Source organism: Nocardioides sp. (genome assembly GCF_030655615.1).
Classification (GTDB): Bacteria; Actinomycetota; Actinomycetes; order Propionibacteriales; family Nocardioidaceae; genus Nocardioides.
Genome location: NZ_JAURVJ010000007.1, coordinates 1 through 18943, shown reverse-complemented (window position 1 = coordinate 18943; position 18943 = coordinate 1). Strand labels below are relative to the sequence as shown.

The window sequence follows — 18943 nt, the reverse complement described above, 5'->3', positions numbered from 1 at the left end:
TCTCGGAAGAACGGGTGAGTGCACCCTCTCCTGCGAGCGGGTTTAGGTTACCCTAACCTTAACCCATGGAGACCGACGAGCGCCCCACGGCACCGGCCGCCGGTGGCGCGACCGACGCGGCCGGTGGTGCGGTCGGCGCCGACGTACCGGTCCGGGCGCTGTCCACCAAGCTGGTCGGTCTCGGCATCGCCCTCCTGGTGCTGCTGGCCGGTTGCGCCCTCAGCCTCACGGTCGGGTCGACGTCGATCTCGCTCGACGTCGTCTGGCGGGCCCTCCTGCACGGCTCGGAGGACTCCTTCCAGCAGGCCGTCGTCATCGACGACCGGCTCCCCCGCACGGTCGCCGCGCTCGTGGCGGGCCTCGGCCTCGGCGTCGCCGGCGCGCTGATCCAGGCCGTGACCCGCAACCCGCTCGCCGACCCCGGGATCCTCGGCGTCACCGCCGGGTCGGCGTTCGCCGTGGCGCTCGGCATCGCGCTCGCCGGAGCGGTCGCGCCGTCGACCTACCTGTGGCTCGCCTTCCTCGGAGCGCTCGTCGCGACCGTGCTCGTCTACACGATCGGCGCGGTCCACCGTGGGTCCGTGAGCATCGCCCGGCTCACCCTGGCCGGGGTGGCCCTAGCGGCCCTGCTCAACGGCATCACCTCCGGCCTGGTGCTGACCAACCCCCGCTCCTTTGACGCGCTGCGCGCCTGGCAGGCCGGCTCGCTCAAGACCCGCGGGTGGGAGGTCATCGTGCCGGCCGCGCCGTGGGTCGTCGCCGGCGTGGTCGTCGCCCTGCTGCTCGGCCGCGCGCTCAACGCCGTGGCCCTGGGCGACGACCTCGCCTCGAGCCTGGGCGCCAACGTGTTCCGCACCCGCGTCGTCGCCGTCCTCGCCATCACGCTGCTGGCGGGCGGCGCGACCGCCATCGCCGGACCGATCACCTTCATCGGCCTGATGGTCCCCCATGTGGCCCGCCGGATCTCGGGGCCCGACCAACGCTGGATCATCGGGTTCAGCGTCGTCCTCGCCCCGGTTCTGCTGCTGGTCGCCGACATCGTCGGCCGGCTCCTGCTGCCGGTCGGCGAGATCCCCGCCGGCATCGTCACCGCCGTGCTGGGCGCCCCGGTGCTGGTCGTGCTCGCCCGTCGCTACCGGGTGGCCGCGCTGTGAGCGCCTCGCTCGACCTCCCCGAGGCCCCGGCCTCGGCCGAGCGTGCCCGCAAAGGCGCCGTACGCCGGACCCGCACCCGGGCCGGCGTCGTGTCGCTGGTGCTCCTCGCGGCCTGCGCGGTCCTGGCCGTCGTCGCCCTCGGCACCGGGAGCCTGAAGATGTCGCCCGCCGAGGTGATCGGCTACGTCCGCGACATCGGCGGCGGCTACCCGCGCTACGTGATCCTGCACGAGCGACTCCCCCGCATCCTGACGGCGCTCGTGTTCGGCGCTGCCCTCGGCATCTCCGGAGCCGTCTTCCAGAGCCTGACCCGCAACCCGCTCGGCTCCCCCGACGTCATCGGCTTCTCCACCGGCGCCTACACAGGAGCGCTCGTGGTCATCACGGTCCTCGGCACCGGCACGAGCAGCAGCGCGATCTCGGTCGGGGCGCTGGTGGGCGGCATCGGCACGGCCCTGGTGGTCTACGCCCTGGCCTGGCGCGGAGGCGTCGCCGGGTTCCGGCTCGTCATCGTCGGCATCGCCGTCACCGCGATGCTCGCCTCGGTCAACAGCTATCTGCTGCTGCGCGCCAAGCTCGAGGTCGCCGTGGCCGCGGCGACCTGGGGCGCCGGCTCGTTCAGCCTCCTCACGTGGAGCGACGTGCTGCCCGCCCTGGTGCTGGTCGGCGTGCTCCTGCCGGTCGTCGCCGTGCTGAGCGGCCCGCTGCGCCAGCTCGAGCTGGGCGACGACGCGGCCCGTGCCCACGGCGTGCCCGTGGAGCCGATCCGGCTCTCGCTCATCGTCACCGCGGTCGCGCTCACCGCGGCCGTGACCGCCGTCGCCGGACCCATCGCGTTCGTCGCGCTGTCCGCCCCCCAGATCGCGCACCGGCTCTGCCGCTCGGCGGGTCTGCCCCTCGTCGCCTCGGCGCTGACCGGGGCCTTCCTCATGCTGCTCGCGGACTTCGCGGCCCAGCACTGGTTCCCCCAGCAGCTCCCGGCCGGCGTCGTCACCGTCGTCGTCGGCGGCGTCTACCTGCTCTGGCTCCTCGCCTCCGAAGCCCGGAAGAAGGCCTCATGACCACCACCGCGGACTCCCGGCTCGCCACCGAGAACGTCACCCTCGCCTACGACCGCCGGGTGATCTCCACCGACCTCAGCGTCCAGATCCCCGACGGGTCGTTCACGGTCATCATCGGACCCAACGGCTGCGGCAAGTCGACCCTGCTGCGCTCCCTCGCCCGGCTGCTCAAGCCCAAGGAGGGCCGGATCGTGCTCGACGGCAGGGCCGTCACGGAGTACGGCGCCAAGGAGGCGGCCCGCCTCGTCGGGCTCCTCCCCCAGACGTCGATGGCCCCCGACGGCATCACGGTCGCCGACCTCGTCGGCCGCGGCCGCTACCCCCACCAGGGCCTGATCCGGCAGTGGTCGCCGTCCGACAAGACCGCCGTCGACGAGGCGATGGCGGCCACCGGCGTCGCCGACCTCGCCTCCCGGCCCGTCGACGAGCTGTCCGGCGGCCAGCGCCAGCGGGTCTGGGTGGCGATGGCGCTGGCGCAGGAGACGCCGCTCCTGCTCCTCGACGAGCCGACGACCTACCTCGACATCGCCCACCAGATCGACCTGCTCGACCTGTTCGCCGGCCTCAACCGCGGCGGCAGCACCCTCGTCGCCGTGCTCCACGACCTCAACCAGGCGACGCGCTACGCCACCCACCTGATCGTCATGAAGGACGGCGCCATCGCCGCCGAGGGGCCGCCCGGCGACGTCTTCACCGCCGAGCTGGTCCACGACGTCTTCGGCCTGCCGTGCGTCGTGATCGACGATCCAGTCTCCGGCACCCCGCTCGTGGTCCCCACGAGCCGCGGCAACGTGCGCTGACGCTCAGCCGTGGACGTAGGCCGCCAGGTGCTCGCCGGTCAGCGTCGTGCTCCCGGTGGCGACGAGGTCGGCCGGCGTGCCCTCGAACACCACGGTGCCGCCGTCGTGCCCGGCGCCCGGGCCGAGGTCGATGATCCAGTCGGCGTGGGCCATCACGGCCTGGTGGTGCTCGATGACGATGACCGACTTGCCCGACTCGACGAGGCGGTCGAGGAGTCCGAGCAGGTTGTCGACGTCGGCCAGGTGGAGCCCGGTGGTCGGCTCGTCGAGGACGTAGACGCCGCCCTTCTCCCCCAGGTGCGTGGCCAGCTTGATGCGCTGACGCTCGCCGCCGGACAGGGTCGTCAGTGGCTGGCCCAGCGTGAGGTAGCCGAGGCCGACGTCGACGAGGCGGTCGAGGACCTTGTGGGCGGCGGGCAGGGCGCCGCCCCCCTCGCCGAAGAAGCGCTCGGCCTCGGCCACCGACAGCCCGAGGACCTCGCTGATGTCGAGGCCGCCGAACGTGTAGTCGAGCACCGACGCCTCGAAGCGCTTGCCCTCGCACACCTCGCACGGGGTGGCCACGCCGGCCATGATGCCGAGGTCGCTGTAGATCACGCCGGCGCCCTTGCAGTGGGGGCAGGCGCCCTCGGAGTTGGCGCTGAACAGGGCCGGCTTGACGCCGTTGGCCTTGGCGAAGGCCTTGCGGATCGGGTCGAGCAGTCCGGTGTAGGTCGCCGGGTTGCTGCGCCTCGACCCGCGGATGGCGGCCTGGTCGACCGCCACCACGCCGTCGCGGGCCGCGACCGAGCCGTGGATCAGCGAGCTCTTGCCGGAGCCGGCCACGCCGGTCACGACGACGAGGACGCCGAGCGGCACGTCGACGTCGACGTCACGGAGGTTGTGGGTCGCGGCGCCACGGATCTCGAGCACCCCCATCGGCGTGCGCACCGAGTCCTTGAGCCGGGCCCGGTCGTCGAGGTGCCGGCCGGTCACCGTGTCGCTGGCCCGCAGCTCGTCGACCGTGCCCTCGAAGCAGACGGTGCCTCCCGCCGTACCGGCGCCGGGTCCGAGGTCGACGACGTGGTCGGCGATCGCGATCGCCTCCGGCTTGTGCTCCACGACGAGCACCGTGTTGCCCTTGTCGCGCAGCTGGAGGAGCAGCTCGTTCATCCGCTGGATGTCGTGGGGGTGCAGGCCGATCGTCGGCTCGTCGAAGACGTAGGTCACGTCGGTGAGGGCCGAGCCGAGGTGCCGGATCATCTTGGTGCGCTGGGCCTCGCCGCCCGAGAGCGTGCCCGACGGCCGGTCGAGCGACAGGTAGCCCAGACCGATGGTGACGAACGAGTCGAGCGTCTCCACGAGCGCCTCGAGCAACGGGGCCATCGACGCGTCCTCGACGTCGCGCACCCACCCGGCCAGGTCGCTGATCTGCATCGCGCAGAGCTCGGCGATGTTGCTGCCCTTGACCTTCGACGACCGCGCGAGCTCGCTGAGCCGGCTGCCCCCGCACTCGGGGCACGTCGTGAAGGTGACCGCCCGCTCCACGAACGCCCGGATGTGGGGCTGCATGGAGTCGACGTCCTTGGCCAGGAACGTCTTCTTGATCTGGGGCAGGAGACCGAGGTAGGTCAGGTTGATGCCCTCGACCTTGATCTTGGTGGCGTCCTTGTGGAGCAGGTCCGCGAGCTCCTTCTTGGTATACCTGCCGATCGGCTTGTCGGGGTCGAACCAGCCGCAGCCCCGGTAGATCCGCCCGTACCAGCCGTCCATCGTGTAGCCCGGGATCGTCAGGGCGCCCTCGTTGAGCGACTTGGTCTCGTCGTAGAGCGCGGTGAGGTCGAAGTCCTGCACGCTCCCCCGGCCCTCGCACCGCGGGCACATGCCACCGGTGACGCTGAACTCGCGCCGCTCCTTGGTCGTCTGGCCCGCCTTCTGGAAGGTCACCGCACCGGCGCCGGAGATCGAGGCGACGTTGAACGAGAAGGCCTGGGGCCCGCCGACGTGGGGGGTGCCGAGCCGGCTGAAGAGGATGCGCAGCATCGCGTAGACGTCGGTGGCGGTGCCGACCGTCGAGCGCGGGTCGGAGCCCATCCGCTCCTGGTCGACGATGATCGCCGTCGTCAGCCCCTCCAGCACGTCGACCTCGGGGCGAGCCAGGCTCGGCATGAAGCCCTGCACGAACGCGGGGTAGGTCTCGTTGATCAGCCGCTGCGACTCGGCCGCGACCGTGCCGAACACCAGCGAGCTCTTGCCGGAGCCCGAGACGCCGGTGAAGACCGTCAGGCGCCGCTTGGGCAGGTCGACGCTGACGTCCTTGAGGTTGTTGACGCGCGCACCGACGACCCGGATGAGGTCGTGGCTGTCGGCCGCGGGGGCTTTGGGCTCCGTCGGCTTCGTCGGCTTCGTCGGCTTCGTCGGCATCGTGTCGTCTAGGCCTGGTTCACGGCGACGGCCGCGCGGACCAGCGCCGCGAACGCCCGCTCGTCGAGCACGTCGCCCTCGTGCAGGTCGATGGCGCGGCGGGCGTTGCCGTCGAGCCCGGAGGTGAAGAGTCCGTCGGGGTCGTCGACCTTGGCCCCCTTGAAGAAGGTGAGCTTGACGTAGCTCTTGTAGGACTCGCCGGTGCAGATGATGCCGTCACGCTCCCACACGGGGACCCCGCGCCACTTCCACGTCTCGACGACGTCGGGGACGGCGTCCTTGATCTGGGCGCGCACCCGCGCCAGGGTCTCGCCCCGCCAGTCGCCGAGCGCGGCGATGCGCTCGTCGATCAGCTCGCTCGGGGTGGTGGTCGTCGCGTCGTCGGACTTGCTCATGGGTCTCTCCTCACGGTCGGTGCGGCACCAGTACTACCAGGTGACGAACGGGCCGACGACGGTGTGACAGGTCGGCTCACGCCATGACGAAACGGTCGCGCCCGGCCCGCTTGGCGTCGTACATCGCGGTGTCGGCGTCGACCATCAGGTCGTGGGCGCTGGTGGCGACGTCGGTGATGACCCGGACGCCGGCGCTCGCCGTGACGGCGCCGGTCACCTCGGGCACCCCGGCCGTGTGGCGTCTCACGACGTCGACCACGCGCTGGGCGACCCGGGAGGCGACCACGTCGTCGGCGTCGCGCAGCAGCACCGCGAACTCGTCGCCGCCCAGCCGCGCCACCACGTCGGTCTCGCGCAGGGCGGTCATCAGCAGCTCGGAGACCGACACGATCAGTCGGTCGCCGACGTGGTGGCCCAGCGCGTCGTTGACCCGCTGGAAGTGGTCGATGTCGAGCACCACCACGGCGCCGCACGGACCGTCGGCCGTGACGTCGGCGCAGGCCAGGAGGTGCTCGGCGAGGACCTCGTCGAAGCTCCGCCGGTTCACCAGACCGGTCAGCGGGTCGTGGTGGGAGAGGGGGCGACCCTCGCCGACCGAGCGGGCCGGGTCGGCCTCGTGCTGGTGGACCGGCCGGACGTCGCGGGCGACGACCAGGACCGCCGGGGACCCCTCCCACGTGTACGGCACGACGGTGTGGTGCTGCGGGGTCCCGTCGCCGTCGGGCCGGGTCTCGACCGACCCGGGAAGGCCGTCGAGGGCGGCCCGGTAGAGCGGTTCGAGGAGGCGTACGTCGGCGGGCGGCGAGCACTCGGCCAGGGTCCGACCGACCCACGGCTCGACCTCCCGGTGCCGGTCCCCCGTCCCGGAGACCCGCCGGTGCCGCAGGTCTGCGTCGAGCACGAGCACCACCGTGTCGGGCAGCTCCTCGCCGAGCCGCTCCCACTGGCGCTGCAGGGCGGCCCGCTCGGTGGTGAGCGCCGTCAGCCGGCGGCCACGCTGGCGCAGACGGGCGACGGCCATGGCGGCGACCACCACGGACGCGATCGTCACGAGCGTCAGCACCACTCGACCATGGCCCCCTCCACGAACCGCCGTCCCTCGCGACGGGCGGGACCAAACTAGCGGCGGTCGGACGTGACCGCGACGCGGCCCCGGCCATCCGTGGGGCCCGTCACTGCGGGGACTGCTCCTCGCCCGCCGCTCCCAGCAGGCGACGCCCCAGGCGCCGGCACTCCTCGGCCAGCTCGGCGGGCTGCTCGACCTCGAACGTCGCGTCGACCCGCAGCAGCTGCCAGGCGTACCAGCCCGGGTCGTCGGTGCTGCCGACGATCCGGGTGCGGCGGTCGTCGAGCGACTCGAGGCGGCCGAGGCTGCGCGGCAGGCAGGCGGCGACGTCGTCGAGCGCGGCGTCGACGACCACGACGACGGCCCTCCCCCAGCCCTCGGACATGTGGTCGTCGACGGTGGCGACGACGTCGAGGTCGGCGGGCGGGACGAACCGCTCGTCGAGCCGGACGCAGGCCTCGACCCGGTCGAGACGCAGCACCCGCTTGGCGTCGGCGGAGTGCGACCAGCACAGGAGGTACCAGCGGTCGTGGCGCAGGTGGACACCCCACGGGTCGACGAGCATCTCGCGCGCCTCGCGGTCGGGGTGGGTGCGATAGGTCAGCCGGAGCCGTGAGCCGTCCTGCGCGGCGCGCGCCAGGTCGCTGGCCAGGCGCGGGTCGGGACCGTCGAGCACGGGCTGTGCCGCCCCGATGCCACGCAGCGCCTCGGCCGGCCCGGCGACGGCAGCCGGCAGCACCCGGACGATCTTGTCGAGCGCGGCGTCGACCGCGCCGTCGCCGCCCACGGCTCCGCGGCCGCGGACGGCCGCCATGACGAGGGCGAGCGCCTCGTCGGTGGAGAACATCAGTGGCGGGACCCGGAACCCGCGGCCGACCCGGTAGCCGCCGTGCTTGCCGGGCGTCGACTCGACCGGGATACCGGCCTGGCGCAGGATCCCGACGTAGCGGCGGGCGGCCCGCGAGGTCACGCCGAGCCGCTCCCCGAGCCGCTCCCCCGACACCCCGGGGCGGTCCTGGATCAGCTCGAGCGCGACCAGCGCGCGGGCCGTCGGCGAGGCGTCGTCGGCGCGGAACTCGGTCATCCGCGCAGCCTAGGACGCCCCACCGACGTGGGCCCTCGGGCCTGAGTCCTAGGAGTCGGTGCCGCGGCCCGTCGCGTCCTGCAGCCGGTCGATGTGCTCGCTCGCCTGGGCCTTGGTGAGGTCGGCGGAGATCGTCTCTCCCGCCTGGCGGGCCAGGGTGTCGAGATAGCTGCGCTGGGCGCCGGTCATGGGCTCGTCACCGGTCACCCAGTCGTCGGGGTCCTTCTCGGTCGTGTTGGACGCCTCGCCACCGAGGACGTCACCGGTGGGCGCCTCGTTGTCGGGATCGGTCTGCGGGTCGGTCGAATGGCTGTTCGATTCGCTCATGTCCCGAACGTACGTCGTCGTGGGCCGTCCGCAGCCCACCCTGACGGAGGGAGGGGCCCTCCTGGCCACAATCCCTAGTCCGTTGTGACCAGATCGGCGCGTGCGTATCAGCCGAGGCGCCGACGAGTCCTAACGTCGAGGGGTCGGACGACCGATGAACAGTTCAGCAGCTCGGGCCGCACCGTCAGCACCGACCGACGAGCACCGACGAGCGAGAGAGAAGGAGGTGGACCCGATGTGGGACTCCCACCAGGACCAGGCTTCCGGCCACCTGACCCACGACCTGCCGTGCCTGCGTTGCGGCCACGCCGTGCACACCTACCTGGCGTGCAGCGACACCTGCGGCTGCGCGCCGTGCGTCATGCCCGGCGCCAGCGAGCGCGTGCTCGTCGCCTGATCGACCCCGTCGGCCCGTGTGGCCGACCCCTCGGCGTCAGGGCTGGAGCAGCACCTTGATCGCGGTGCGCTCGTCCATCGCGCGGTAGCCCTCGGCCACCTGGTCGAGCGGCAGCGTCAGGTCGAAGACCAGGCCCGGGTCGATCGCCCGGCTGAGCACCAGGTCGAGGAGCTCGGGCAGGTAGCGCCGCACCGGCGCCATGCCGCCCGCCAGCCCGACGTTCTTCCCGAACATCACCCGCAGCGGCGCCTCGGCGGCGTGGGGCACGCCGACGAACCCGACGGTCCCGCCGGGCCGCGCCACGCGGAACGCCTGCTCGAAGGCCGGGCCGTTGCCGACGCACTCGAGCACGGCGTCGCCGCCGACACCGCCCAGGATGTCCTTGACGGCGGCCACGCCCTCCTTGCCCCGCTCGGCTACGACGTGCGTCGCGCCGAACGTGCGCGCGAGCGCCTGGCGGGGCTCGTGGCGCGACATCGCGATGACGGTCTCGGCGCCCATGTGGGCAGCGGCGAGGACGCCGCAGAGCCCGACGGCGCCGTCACCGACGACGACCGCCGTACCGCCCTTGCGGACGCCGGCCGCGACGGCGGCGTGCCAGCCGGTCGCCATGACGTCCGAGAGGGCGAGCAGCGAGGGGACCAGGTCGGCGTCGGGGACCCCGTCAGTCTTGACGAGCGAGCCGTCGGCCTGCGTGACGAGGGCGTACTCACCCTGCCCGCTCGTCGTCATCCCGAGGTTGTCGCAGGCGGAGTGGGCGCCGTTGAGGCAGGCCGGGCACGTGTTGTCGCAGTGGTCGAACGGCACGACGACGAAGTCGCCGGGCTTGAAGTCGCGGACGGCGGAGCCGACCTCCTCGACCACGCCGAGGCACTCGTGCCCGATGGTGTGGGCCTTCGTCGTCTCGTCGTCGCCGCGGTAGGGCCACAGGTCGGACCCGCAGATGCAGGACGCGTGCACCTTGACGATCGCGTCGGTGGGCGCCGTGATCGTGGGGTCGGGGACCTCCTCGAAACGGATGTCGCGGGGTCCGTGGATCACCGTGGCCTTCATGCGCTCGATCCAACCAGGACGAGACGCCCGGACCCGAACCGCCGGGACGGAGACGCTCGCCACGCCCGCGCGCGCTTGCACCGATATCTCACATGTGAGTTACGGTGAGGGACATGGCTGTGGACTACAAGGGACGCATCGGCAACCTCATCCGCGACGCACGCAAGCACCGGGGTCTCACGCAGGCCCAGCTCGCCGATCTGCTCAGCACGAGCCAGAGCGCGATCAACCGGATCGAGAAGGGTCACCAGAACCTCTCCCTCGAGATGCTGGCCCGCATCGGCGAGGCCCTCGACTCCGAGATCGTCGCGCTCGGCGCCGGCCCGACCCACCTGCGGGTGCAGGGCCCCACGACCCTGTCGGGCTCGATCGACGTCAAGACCTCCAAGAACGCCGGCGTCGCGCTGCTCTGCGCCTCGCTGCTCAACCGGGGTCGTACGACGCTGCGCAAGGTCGCGCGCATCGAGGAGGTCAACCGGCTGCTCGAGGTGCTCAACAGCCTCGGTGTGCAGACCCGCTGGATCGGCAACGACGGCGACCTCGAGATCGTCCCCCCCAAGGAGTTCGACCTCAGCCAGATCAACGAGGAGGCCGCGCGGCGTACCCGCTCGGTGATCATGTTCCTCGGCCCGCTCCTACACCGCGCCGACGCCTTCGAGCTCCCCTACGCCGGCGGCTGCAACCTCGGCACCCGCACCGTCGAGCCCCACATGACCGCGCTGCGGCCCTTCGGCCTCGAGGTCAAGGCGACCGACGGGATGTACCACGCCCACGTCAACAAGGCCGTCGAGCCGACGCGCCCGATCGTGCTGACCGAGCGCGGCGACACCGTCACCGAGAACGCCCTCATGGCCGCCGCCCTCCACCCCGGCGAGACGATCATCCGCAACGCCTCGAGCAACTACATGGTCCAGGACCTCTGCTTCTACCTGCAGAAGCTCGGCGTGCAGATCGAGGGAGTCGGCACCACCACCCTGCGCATCACCGGTCTCGAGACCATCGACGTCGACGTCGACTACGCCCCCAGCGAGGACCCGATCGAGGCGATGTCGCTGCTCGCCGCCGCGATCGTCACCAAGTCGTCGATCACCATCAAGCGGGTGCCGATCGAGTTCCTCGAGATCGAGCTCGCGGTGCTCGAGGAGATGAACTTCCACTACGACCGCTCCGAGGAGTACGTCGCCCGCAACGGCCACACCCGCCTCGTCGACCTCCACACCAAGCCGTCGCAGCTGATCGCCCCGCTCGACAAGATCCACCCGATGCCGTTCCCCGGCCTCAACATCGACAACCTGCCGTTCTTCGCCGTCATCGCCGCCGTCGCCGAGGGCCAGACCTTCCTGCACGACTGGGTCTACGAGAACCGCGCCATCTACCTCACCGAGCTCACCAAGCTCGGCGGCCAGGTCAAGCTCCTCGACCCGCACCGCGTGATGATCGAGGGCCCCACGTCGTTCTCCGGCGCCGAGCTCGTCTGTCCCCCGGCCCTGCGCCCGGCGGTCGTCATCCTCCTCGCCATGCTCGCCTCCAAGGGCACCTCGGTGCTGCGCTCGACCTACGTCATCCACCGCGGCTACGAGGACCTCGCCGAGCGCCTCAACACCCTCGGCGCCAACATCGAGACGTTCCGCGACATCTGACCGACGGCGGTCGGGGCCGGCCGCCAGCTGACGTCAGCCGTACGACGCCACGAGCTCGGAACCTATCCGCGCGAGCTCCGCGCGCACCGACGCCGGCCTGACGACCTCGAGCCGACCGCCCCAGCCCGCGAGCGTGCGGGCCAGGTCGAGCGCGGTCGGCGCGGCGACCTCGACCCTCGCCCGCCCGTCGGGCTCGGACCCCACGACCGAGCAGTGCCGGCCGAAGTGGTCGCGCAAGACGAACACGAACCGCTCGTCGACGAGCACCGTCGCCGACGTGCGCGACCGCCTCTCCTCCATCGCGCCGACGGTCTCGCGCCACGCCTCGTCGAGCACCAGGTCGCTCGGCCGCTCGAAGGTCTCGGCGGTGACCTCGGCGTCGACGACCCGGTCGACCCGGAAGGTCCGCCGGCCGCGGTCGGTGCCGGCGACGACGTACCAGGTCTCGTCCTTGTCGACGACGCCCCACGGCTCGACGAGCCGCTCGCTGGTGCGACCGCGCGCGTCGGCGTAGGTCAGCCGTACGCGCCGCCGACGCACGACCGCGGCCTGCAGGGTGTCGACGAGCACCGGGCGCTCGCGCTCGACCCCGCCCCAGCCGGCGCGGTCGACGAGCGTCGTGCCGGCCGCCGCCTCGGCCTCGTCGCGGAACGTCGCCGGCAGGGCGCGGAGCAGCTTGCGGAGCGCGGCCCGGGTCTCGGGGCTGCCGCCCGCCGACGGGCCGAGCAGGAGGAACAGCGCCTGCGCCTCCGCGGCCGACAGCCCGCTGAGGTCGGTGCGCGCTCCCCCGACGAGCTGCCACCCGCCGCCGCGGCCGGGCTGCGGATAGACCGGCACCCCGGAGCTCGACAGGGCCTCGAGGTCGCGGCGGGCGGTCGGGACCGACACCTCGAGCTCTACGGCGAGGTCGGCAGCGGTCACCCGACCGCGCTGCTGGAGCAGGAGGACGGTGGCCACGAGGCGGTCGGCGCGCATGTCCTCACCTTCCGAACAACGTGATCACGAGGTGATCACTTTAGGCGGCATCGTGGCTCCTGTCAGCACCACCACCCACCCGACGAGGAGCACCGACATGCTGCGAGGACTCAGCACCATCACCTACTCCGCGGACGACGTGACCGCAGCCCGCGACTGGTACGCCGACCTGCTCGGCGTCCCGGCCTACTTCGACAAGCAGGTCGCCGGGCGGACGGCATACGTCGAGTTCCGCATCGGCGACCACCAGGCCGAGCTCGGCATCCTCGACGCCCGCTTCGTCCCCGGCGGGCGGCCCGCCACGCCCGGCACCGTCGGCGTCGTCACCTACTGGGCCGTCGACGACGTCCACGCCGCACACCAACGGCTCCTCGACCTCGGCTGCACCGAGCACGCTCCCCCGACCGAGCAGGGCCCGGGCTTCGTCACCGCCTCGGTCGTCGACCCGTTCGGCAACGTGCTCGGCGTGATGTTCAACGAGCACTACCTCGCGATGCTCGACCAGTGAGGCCCGAGTCCGGGTGCTCACGCCGCTCGGCCCGCAGGAGCGACATACTGCCCCGGTGACCCCGCCCCGCACCGGACGCGCCTACCTCGACGAGGTGCTGGAGCAACCCGGCGCCGTTCTCGCGCTGGCCCACCGCGGCGGCGCCTACCACCCCGACATCGAGGGGCTCGAGAACACCCTCCAGGCGTTCCGGCACGCCGCAGACCTCGGCTACCGCTACCTCGAGACCGACGTCCACGCGACCGCCGACGGCGTCCTGATGGCCTTCCACGACGACGTCCTCGACCGGGTCAGCGACCAGCAGGGCGCGATCGCCGGACTGACCCACGCCGACGTGCGCCGGGCCCGCGTCGGCGGGCGCGAGGAGATCCCGACCTTCGCCGCGCTCGTCGACGAGGTGCCGGGCGCGCGGTTCAACGTCGACCTCAAGTCCGACGGCGCCGTACGTCCCCTCGCCGACTTCATCGCGGCCCGCGACCTGTGGGACGACCTGCTCGTCGGGTCGTTCTCGCTCGCCCGGCTGCGCGAGTTCCGGCGACTCACCGGGGGCCGCGTCGCCACGTCGGCGGCGCCGGTCGAGGTCGCGGCGTTCCTGACCGGGGTGCGCCGCCGCGCCGACTTCGACGCCCTCCAGGTGCCGCACCGGCGCGGGCGGCTCGTGGTCACCACGGCGCGGCTCGTGCGCCGGGCGCACGCGGCAGGCAAGCATGTGCACGTCTGGACGATCGACACGGCCGAGGAGATCGGGGAGCTCCTCGACCGTGGGGTGGACGGCCTGTTCACCGATCGCACCGACGTGCTGAAGGACGTGCTCGCCGAGCGCGGACAGTGGCTGGAGCACCGATGAAGGCTGCCAACGACGACGGCCCTGGGGAGGGACTCATGACGGGAATCGCGGATCTGGCGCCGCTCGAACGCGCCCAGGAGCAGAAGGCCTGGTACTGGTACGACTGGGCCAACAGCGCCTACTTCACGACGATCCTCAGCGTCATGTTCGCGCCGTACATGATCGAGGTGGCCGGCAACGCGGCCGGCTGTCCCGACAACCTCGACGACGCCGCGTCGTGCGGCAACACCGTCGGACTGCTCGGCCTCGACCTCGCCGCGGGGTCGCTGCCCTTCTACCTGACGAGCTTCGCGACGATCCTCAGCGCGTTCGTGCTTCCGGTGGTCGGTGCCTTCGTCGACCGGTCGTCGCACAAGAAGCGTCACATGGCGTCCTTCGCGTGGGCCGGCGCCGCGTTCGCGTCGCTGCTGTTCTTCATGAAGGACGACGACTGGCAGATCGGCGCCGTCGCGGTGGTGTTCAGCAGCGTCCTGGCCGGCTGCTCGCTGGTCAGCTATTCCGCGATCCTGGTCGACATCTCGACCGAGGCCGAGCGCGACCACGTCTCCTCGCGTGGCTGGGCGTTCGGCTACCTCGGCGGCGGCGTGCTGCTCGCGATCAACCTCGGCATGTTCCTCGGCCACGACGCGATCGGGCTCAGCAGCTCGTTCGCCGTCCGGCTGTCGCTGCTGTCGGCGGCCGTGTGGTGGGCGGCGTTCACCGTCATCCCGTTCCTGCGCCTGCGCGACCGCCCGCCGGCCGACCCGGTCGCGGTGAGTGGCAGCGTGATCGACCGGAGCTTCGGCCAGCTCTGGCGCACCCTCAAGGAGCTCCGCGGCTACCCGATGACGCTGACCTTCCTGGCGGCCTACCTGTTCTTCAACGACGGCATCCAGACCGTCATCTACGCCGCGTCCACCTACGGCTCCAAGACCCTCGGCTTCGGCGACAGCGTGCTGATCGGCACCATCCTGCTCATCCAGTTCGTCGCCTTCGGCGGGGCGCTGCTGTTCGGCAAGATCGCGGCCAGGGTCGGCAGCTACAAGCCGATCCTCTACGGAGTCTTCGTGTGGATCGTCATCGTCGTCCTGGCATTTTTCCTGCCCGAGGACAACGTGCCGCTCTTCATGCTCGTCGCCGTGGCGATCGGTCTGGTCCTGGGTGGCACCCAGGCGCTCTCGCGCTCGTTCTTCAGCCTGCTCATCCCCCGCGGTCGGGAGGGCGAGTACTTCGCCCTCTACAACGCCTGCGAGCGCGGGACGTCGTGGCTCGGCACGTTCGTGTTCGCCCTCGTCTTCCAGCTCACCGACTCCTACCGCCCGGCCCTGCTGGCCCTCATCGCGTTCTTCGCGATCGGCGGGTTCTTCCTGCTGCGCCTCGACCCGGAGCGCGGCATTCGCGAGGCCGGCAACACCGTCCCGGAGCCGCTCCGCACCTCGGTCTCACCCTGACGGGTGGGGTGCTGACCTGCTGCTCAGCCCGATGTGACCCGATTTGCCGGTCGTTCTCGTGATTCACCTGAGAAATTGAGTTCGTGGGTCTGAACGAGCGTGGAATCTTGGCCTGCTGGGTAACGTTGAACGAACACGGTCGGGCGTCCCGCTCGATCGCGACGTCCACGCACACAGGTTTGGAGGTGCCTCATGGCAGAGCGCACACTGCGTGGCGCACGGCTCGGGGGTCAGAGCTTCGAGGACGAGCGCGGCATCGAGTTCGCAGCTCGTCAGCAGGTCGGCTACCGCTGTCAGCAGGGTCACGACTTCGAGATCACGATGTCGGTCGAGGCCGAGGTCCCGGCGGTGTGGGAATGCCCGCGCTGCGGTGCCGAGGGCCTCAGCACGTCCGGTATCGAGCGGATCGAGAAGGCCGAGAAGCCCGTCCGCACCCACTGGGACATGCTCCTCGAACGCCGCTCCGAGAAGGAGCTCGAGGACATCCTCAAGGAACGTCTCGACCTGCTCCGCGGCGGCGAGATCGGTCCCGCCCACCTCCACCGCGCCACCAAGAAGAAGACCCGCGCCACCGCCTGATCACGGCGATCAGCAGCGAGCGCTAGTCGTCCACCACCTCACCCCGGACCACAGGTCCGGGGTGTCGTGCGTCCGGGGACCCGAAACCGCGGGCAGCGGCGCCCGGGACCGGCCCCACGACGGCGAGCCGGCGCGTCACCACGTCGCCCAGTACGCGGCGGAACAACGGCCGCGTGAACGGCAGGATCAGCAGGATCCCGAACACGTCGGTGACGAACCCGGGACTGAGCATCAGCGTCCCGCCGATGAGGATCAGGGCGCCGTCCGACAGCTCGGTCGCCGGCATCCGTCCACTTTCGAGGGCCGACTTGAGCGCCCGCCAGGCACGACCGCCCTCGCGCTTGATCAGCCAGCTGCCCAGGATGCTGTCGGCGACGAGCAGCACGATCGTCCACCAGGCCCCGATCACCTGGCCGACCTGGATGAGCACGTAGATCTCGGCGATCGGCACGATGACGAAGGCGATCAGCAGCACCCACGACAGCCGACGGCGGCGGGGGCGTGCGGGTCGCTCGGTGGCCATGGGCCCGAGTCTAGGTCGGTGCGGGTCAACGGCTCGGGGGCACCGTTCAGGTACGCCGTCGGCCCAGGGCCCGGCGTAGCTGCTCGCGACGCTCACGGAGGCCCCACACGGTGATCCGGCGCAGCGACTCGGTGGCGACCGAGCCGCTCATCTTCGACTCCCCGCGGACCCGCTCGACGAACTCGATCGGCACCTCCCGGACCACGAGCCCGGCGTGCAGGGTCCGGGTCACGAGGTCGGTCTGGAAGACGTAGCCCGTCGAGCGCACCTGGTCGAGGTCGATCGCCTCGAGGGTGGCGCGCCGGAACAGCCGGAAGCCGGCGGTCGCGTCGCGGACGGAGATCCCGAGGAGGAGCCGCACGTAGAGGTTGCCGCCGCGTGACAGCAGCTCGCGGCGGAGCGGCCAGTTGACGACGCTGCCGCCGGGGATCCAGCGCGACCCGATGACCAGGTCGGCCCCGGGCAGCGCGTCGACCAGGCGCTGCAGCTGCTCGGGCTGGTGGGAGCCGTCGGCATCCATCTCGCCGACGACGTCGTAGCCGTGGTCGAGCGCCCAGGCGAAGCCGGCGAGGTAGGCCGCCCCGAGGCCGCCCTTGGCGCTGCGGTGGAGCACGTGCACCCGGGGGTCGGCGGCGGCGAGCCCGTCGGCGATGGCGCCGGTCCCGTCGGGTGACTGGTCGTCGACGACCAGGACGTCGACACCGGGCTGGGCCACGTGGAGGCGCCCGACGATCCAGGCGAGGTTGAGGGCCTCGTCGTAGGTCGGGAGCACCATCACGATGCTCGGGTCGGTCACGCTGGCTGGTCCTCGGTCTCGGCGGTCGGCTGGGTCTGGGCCGAAGCGGTCGGCTTGCGGCGTCGGAGCATGATGCCCCACACCACTCCGACGACGGTCACCCAGGGCGTCGCGGCGCGCAGTGCCTCGCCGACGCCCAGCCCGGGGGTGGTGCCGGACTTCAGCTCGACGGTCTCGACCACGACGTCCTGCGTGCGCCGCTGGGTGCGGTCGACGACGGAGCCGTCGGGGGCGATGACGCCCGAGACCCCGTTGGTGGCCGCCACGACGACGTACCGCCCACTCTCGATGGCCCGGGCTCGGGTGATCGCGAACTGCTGCTCGATCTGGTCGGTGAAGATGAAGCTGGCGTTGCTCGTCTGCACGGCCAGGATCTCCGCGCCGTTGTCGACCTGGACCTTGATGCCGTCGTCGTAGGCGATGTCGAAGCAGATCGAGTCGGCGACGTCGACCCCGGCGATCGTGAGCGGGGTGCTGCGGCTGCCGCTGAGCATGTCGCGCGGGATGCGGGCGAGCTGGCCGCTGTTGACCCAGCTGTCGGGGAGGTGGTCGCGCAGCGGGATGTACTCGCCGTAGGCCACCGGGTGGCGCTTGGCGTAGCGGTCGCCGGCGCCGGTCTCGGGGTCCCAGACGATGCCCTGGTTGAGCACGTGGTCGGGCCCCGCGTCGACGATCCCTCCGACCAGCACGGGCACGCCGATCGCCTCCACGGCCCGGGTGATGCCGGCGTTGATGGTGGCGTCCTCGAACGGGTCACGGGCCGTCGAGTTCTCGGGCCACACGACGAAGTCGGGCCGCGGTGACTCCCCCGCCGCGACCCGGTCGGCGAGGTCCACCGTGGCGTCGACGTGGTTCTGGGTGAGCTGCTCGATGTCGAACAGCACGTCGTTGCCGCGCCCGGGCACGTCACCCTGCACCGCCGCCACCGTCGTCTCGCCGGTCGTGGCGAGCGTCCACGGGACGAGTGCCGGCACGACGGACGCCGCGGTCACCAGCACGACCGAGCCGAGCGTGAAGAGCCGCTCGTCGCCCCGAGGCGTGGTCACCAGCCGTGCGAGCAGGAAGCCGAGCACCGCGACGAGCAGGCTGACGCCGTTGACGCCCACGTAGGCCAGAGCCGGCGCGAACGGGGTGTCCACCACCCCGAACCCCAGCCGTCCCCACGGCATCCCGCTGAACGGCCACGTCGCCCGGATGGTCTCCATCGCCACCCACGCCGCCGCCAGCCATGCCGGCCAGGCCCGCAGCCGCTGCAGGATCGGCGACAGGGCTCCCAGCACGCCGTAGAAGAACGCCTCGGTCGCCGCCAGCGCCAGCCACGCCGGCAGCCCGATGGACGGGCTCATCCAGTAGATGTGCGGGAAGTAGAACCCGACCCCGAACGCCAGCCCCACCACGAACCCCGCCCGCGACCGCAGCTCGCGCGTGCACAGCGCGTACGCCGCCAGCGTGAACGGCATGACGTAGGCGACGGCCACCGGCTCGAACGCGAACGACAGCACGACCCCGGCGAGCGCCGCGACGAGGGAGCGGGCGAGCACGGGCCGAGGCTACCGGTCGGTCATGTGTGGCCTCGGCCGAGGTGCGAGCGACCCGTCGGCTGAGGTGCGAGCGCAGCACACGTCGGCTGAGGTGCGAGCACAGCACACGTCGGCTGAGGTGCGAGCGCAGCACACGTCGGCTGAGGTGCGAGCGCAGCACACGTCGGCTGAGGTGCGAGCGCAGCGAGCCTCGAAGGCACGTCTCTGTCGCCGGGTCACGGGTGGTCCGGGTCGGGTGGCCGCGCGCGTAGCAGACCGCGTCTCGGCGTCAAGGACGCATTTGGCGCCGCTGGGCGGTCGCCTGCGGCGATACTTGACCCCGAGCATCTCGCGGTCTGATTCTCGGCGCGAAACGGCGAGGCCT

The 18943-nt window shown here is 71.8% G+C and carries 19 protein-coding genes; 9 read left to right on the top strand and 10 right to left on the bottom strand.

The genetic code is table 11. The features are described 5' to 3' along the window. Nucleotides 1-65: 65 nt before the first annotated feature. The 3 genes from Q7T52_RS00600 to Q7T52_RS00590 are packed head-to-tail and all read left to right on the top strand — an operon-like array spanning nt 66 to nt 3015. On the top strand, nt 66-1154 hold the full coding sequence (locus tag Q7T52_RS00600) for an iron ABC transporter permease (protein ID WP_304798491.1): 1089 nt from the start codon (nt 66-68) through the stop codon (nt 1152-1154). Continuing rightward, nucleotides 1151-2215: an iron chelate uptake ABC transporter family permease subunit gene (locus Q7T52_RS00595; RefSeq protein ID WP_304798489.1), complete on the top strand. Its 1065-nt coding sequence runs from the start codon at nt 1151-1153 to the stop codon at nt 2213-2215. Before Q7T52_RS00600 ends, Q7T52_RS00595 begins: the two co-directional genes overlap by 4 nt. Continuing rightward, entirely contained in the window at nt 2212-3015 is an 804-nt protein-coding gene (locus Q7T52_RS00590; protein WP_304798486.1) for an ABC transporter ATP-binding protein, read from the top strand. The genes Q7T52_RS00595 and Q7T52_RS00590 overlap by 4 nt, the downstream gene beginning before the upstream one ends. 3 nt (nt 3016-3018) lie before the next feature. On the opposite strand, the gene Q7T52_RS00585 is transcribed toward Q7T52_RS00590, so the two are convergent. The 5 genes from Q7T52_RS00585 to Q7T52_RS00565 all read right to left on the bottom strand — a co-directional run bounded on the left by Q7T52_RS00585 (nt 3019) and on the right by Q7T52_RS00565 (nt 8290). Continuing rightward, a complete protein-coding gene (locus tag Q7T52_RS00585) occupies nt 3019-5418 on the bottom strand; it encodes an excinuclease ABC subunit UvrA (RefSeq protein ID WP_304798483.1) in 2400 nt (799 codons plus the stop codon). 8 nt (nt 5419-5426) lie between these two features. Next, nucleotides 5427-5813: a DUF1801 domain-containing protein gene (locus Q7T52_RS00580; RefSeq protein WP_304798481.1), complete on the bottom strand. Its 387-nt coding sequence runs from the start codon at nt 5811-5813 to the stop codon at nt 5427-5429. Nucleotides 5814-5889: 76 nt separating this feature from the next. Next, entirely contained in the window at nt 5890-6876 is a 987-nt protein-coding gene (locus tag Q7T52_RS00575) for a diguanylate cyclase (protein WP_304798478.1), read from the bottom strand. A 109-nt stretch (nt 6877-6985) separates the two neighbouring features. Further along, nucleotides 6986-7963, bottom strand: coding sequence for a YafY family protein (locus Q7T52_RS00570; protein ID WP_304798475.1), 978 nt, complete (start codon nt 7961-7963; stop codon nt 6986-6988). 48 nt (nt 7964-8011) lie between these two features. Continuing rightward, complete coding sequence (locus tag Q7T52_RS00565; RefSeq protein ID WP_304798472.1) at nt 8012-8290, bottom strand: DUF3072 domain-containing protein; 279 nt, start codon at nt 8288-8290, stop codon at nt 8012-8014. A 235-nt stretch (nt 8291-8525) separates the two neighbouring features. Here Q7T52_RS00565 and Q7T52_RS00560 point away from each other — a divergent pair, with 235 nt between their 5' ends. Next, the gene (locus Q7T52_RS00560) at nt 8526-8687 is read left to right on the top strand and encodes a hypothetical protein (protein WP_304798469.1); all 162 of its coding nucleotides are present in this window, start codon (nt 8526-8528) and stop codon (nt 8685-8687) included. Nucleotides 8688-8723: 36 nt separating this feature from the next. On the opposite strand, the gene Q7T52_RS00555 is transcribed toward Q7T52_RS00560, so the two are convergent. Further along, nucleotides 8724-9740, bottom strand: a complete 1017-nt coding sequence (locus Q7T52_RS00555) for a zinc-dependent alcohol dehydrogenase family protein (RefSeq protein WP_304798466.1) — start codon at nt 9738-9740, stop codon at nt 8724-8726. A gap of 113 nt (nt 9741-9853) precedes the next feature. On the opposite strand from Q7T52_RS00555, the gene Q7T52_RS00550 reads away from it, so the two are divergent. Beyond that, nucleotides 9854-11380: a UDP-N-acetylglucosamine 1-carboxyvinyltransferase gene (locus Q7T52_RS00550; protein ID WP_304798463.1), complete on the top strand. Its 1527-nt coding sequence runs from the start codon at nt 9854-9856 to the stop codon at nt 11378-11380. A gap of 33 nt (nt 11381-11413) precedes the next feature. On the opposite strand, the gene Q7T52_RS00545 is transcribed toward Q7T52_RS00550, so the two are convergent. Further along, on the bottom strand, nt 11414-12355 hold the full coding sequence (locus tag Q7T52_RS00545) for a YafY family protein (RefSeq protein WP_304798460.1): 942 nt from the start codon (nt 12353-12355) through the stop codon (nt 11414-11416). A 97-nt stretch (nt 12356-12452) separates the two neighbouring features. Here Q7T52_RS00545 and Q7T52_RS00540 point away from each other — a divergent pair, with 97 nt between their 5' ends. From Q7T52_RS00540 to Q7T52_RS00525, 4 genes are all read left to right on the top strand, one after another. Beyond that, nucleotides 12453-12863: a VOC family protein gene (locus tag Q7T52_RS00540; protein ID WP_304798457.1), complete on the top strand. Its 411-nt coding sequence runs from the start codon at nt 12453-12455 to the stop codon at nt 12861-12863. 55 nt (nt 12864-12918) lie between these two features. Further along, a complete protein-coding gene (locus Q7T52_RS00535) occupies nt 12919-13710 on the top strand; it encodes a glycerophosphodiester phosphodiesterase family protein (protein WP_304798454.1) in 792 nt (263 codons plus the stop codon). Between the two features lie 35 nt (nt 13711-13745). Then, nucleotides 13746-15140, top strand: a complete 1395-nt coding sequence (locus tag Q7T52_RS00530) for an MFS transporter (RefSeq protein ID WP_304798452.1) — start codon at nt 13746-13748, stop codon at nt 15138-15140. Nucleotides 15141-15332: 192 nt separating this feature from the next. Next, entirely contained in the window at nt 15333-15719 is a 387-nt protein-coding gene (locus Q7T52_RS00525; RefSeq protein ID WP_304798449.1) for an RNA polymerase-binding protein RbpA, read from the top strand. 22 nt (nt 15720-15741) lie between these two features. On the opposite strand, the gene Q7T52_RS00520 is transcribed toward Q7T52_RS00525, so the two are convergent. From Q7T52_RS00520 to lnt, 3 genes are all read right to left on the bottom strand, one after another. Continuing rightward, nucleotides 15742-16194: an FxsA family protein gene (locus Q7T52_RS00520; protein ID WP_304798446.1), complete on the bottom strand. Its 453-nt coding sequence runs from the start codon at nt 16192-16194 to the stop codon at nt 15742-15744. 94 nt (nt 16195-16288) lie between these two features. Next, a complete protein-coding gene (locus Q7T52_RS00515; protein ID WP_304798519.1) occupies nt 16289-17017 on the bottom strand; it encodes a polyprenol monophosphomannose synthase in 729 nt (242 codons plus the stop codon). A 17-nt stretch (nt 17018-17034) separates the two neighbouring features. Next, entirely contained in the window at nt 17035-18579 is a 1545-nt protein-coding gene (gene lnt / locus Q7T52_RS00510; RefSeq protein ID WP_304798444.1) for an apolipoprotein N-acyltransferase, read from the bottom strand. Between the last annotated feature and the right edge of the window lie 364 nt (nt 18580-18943).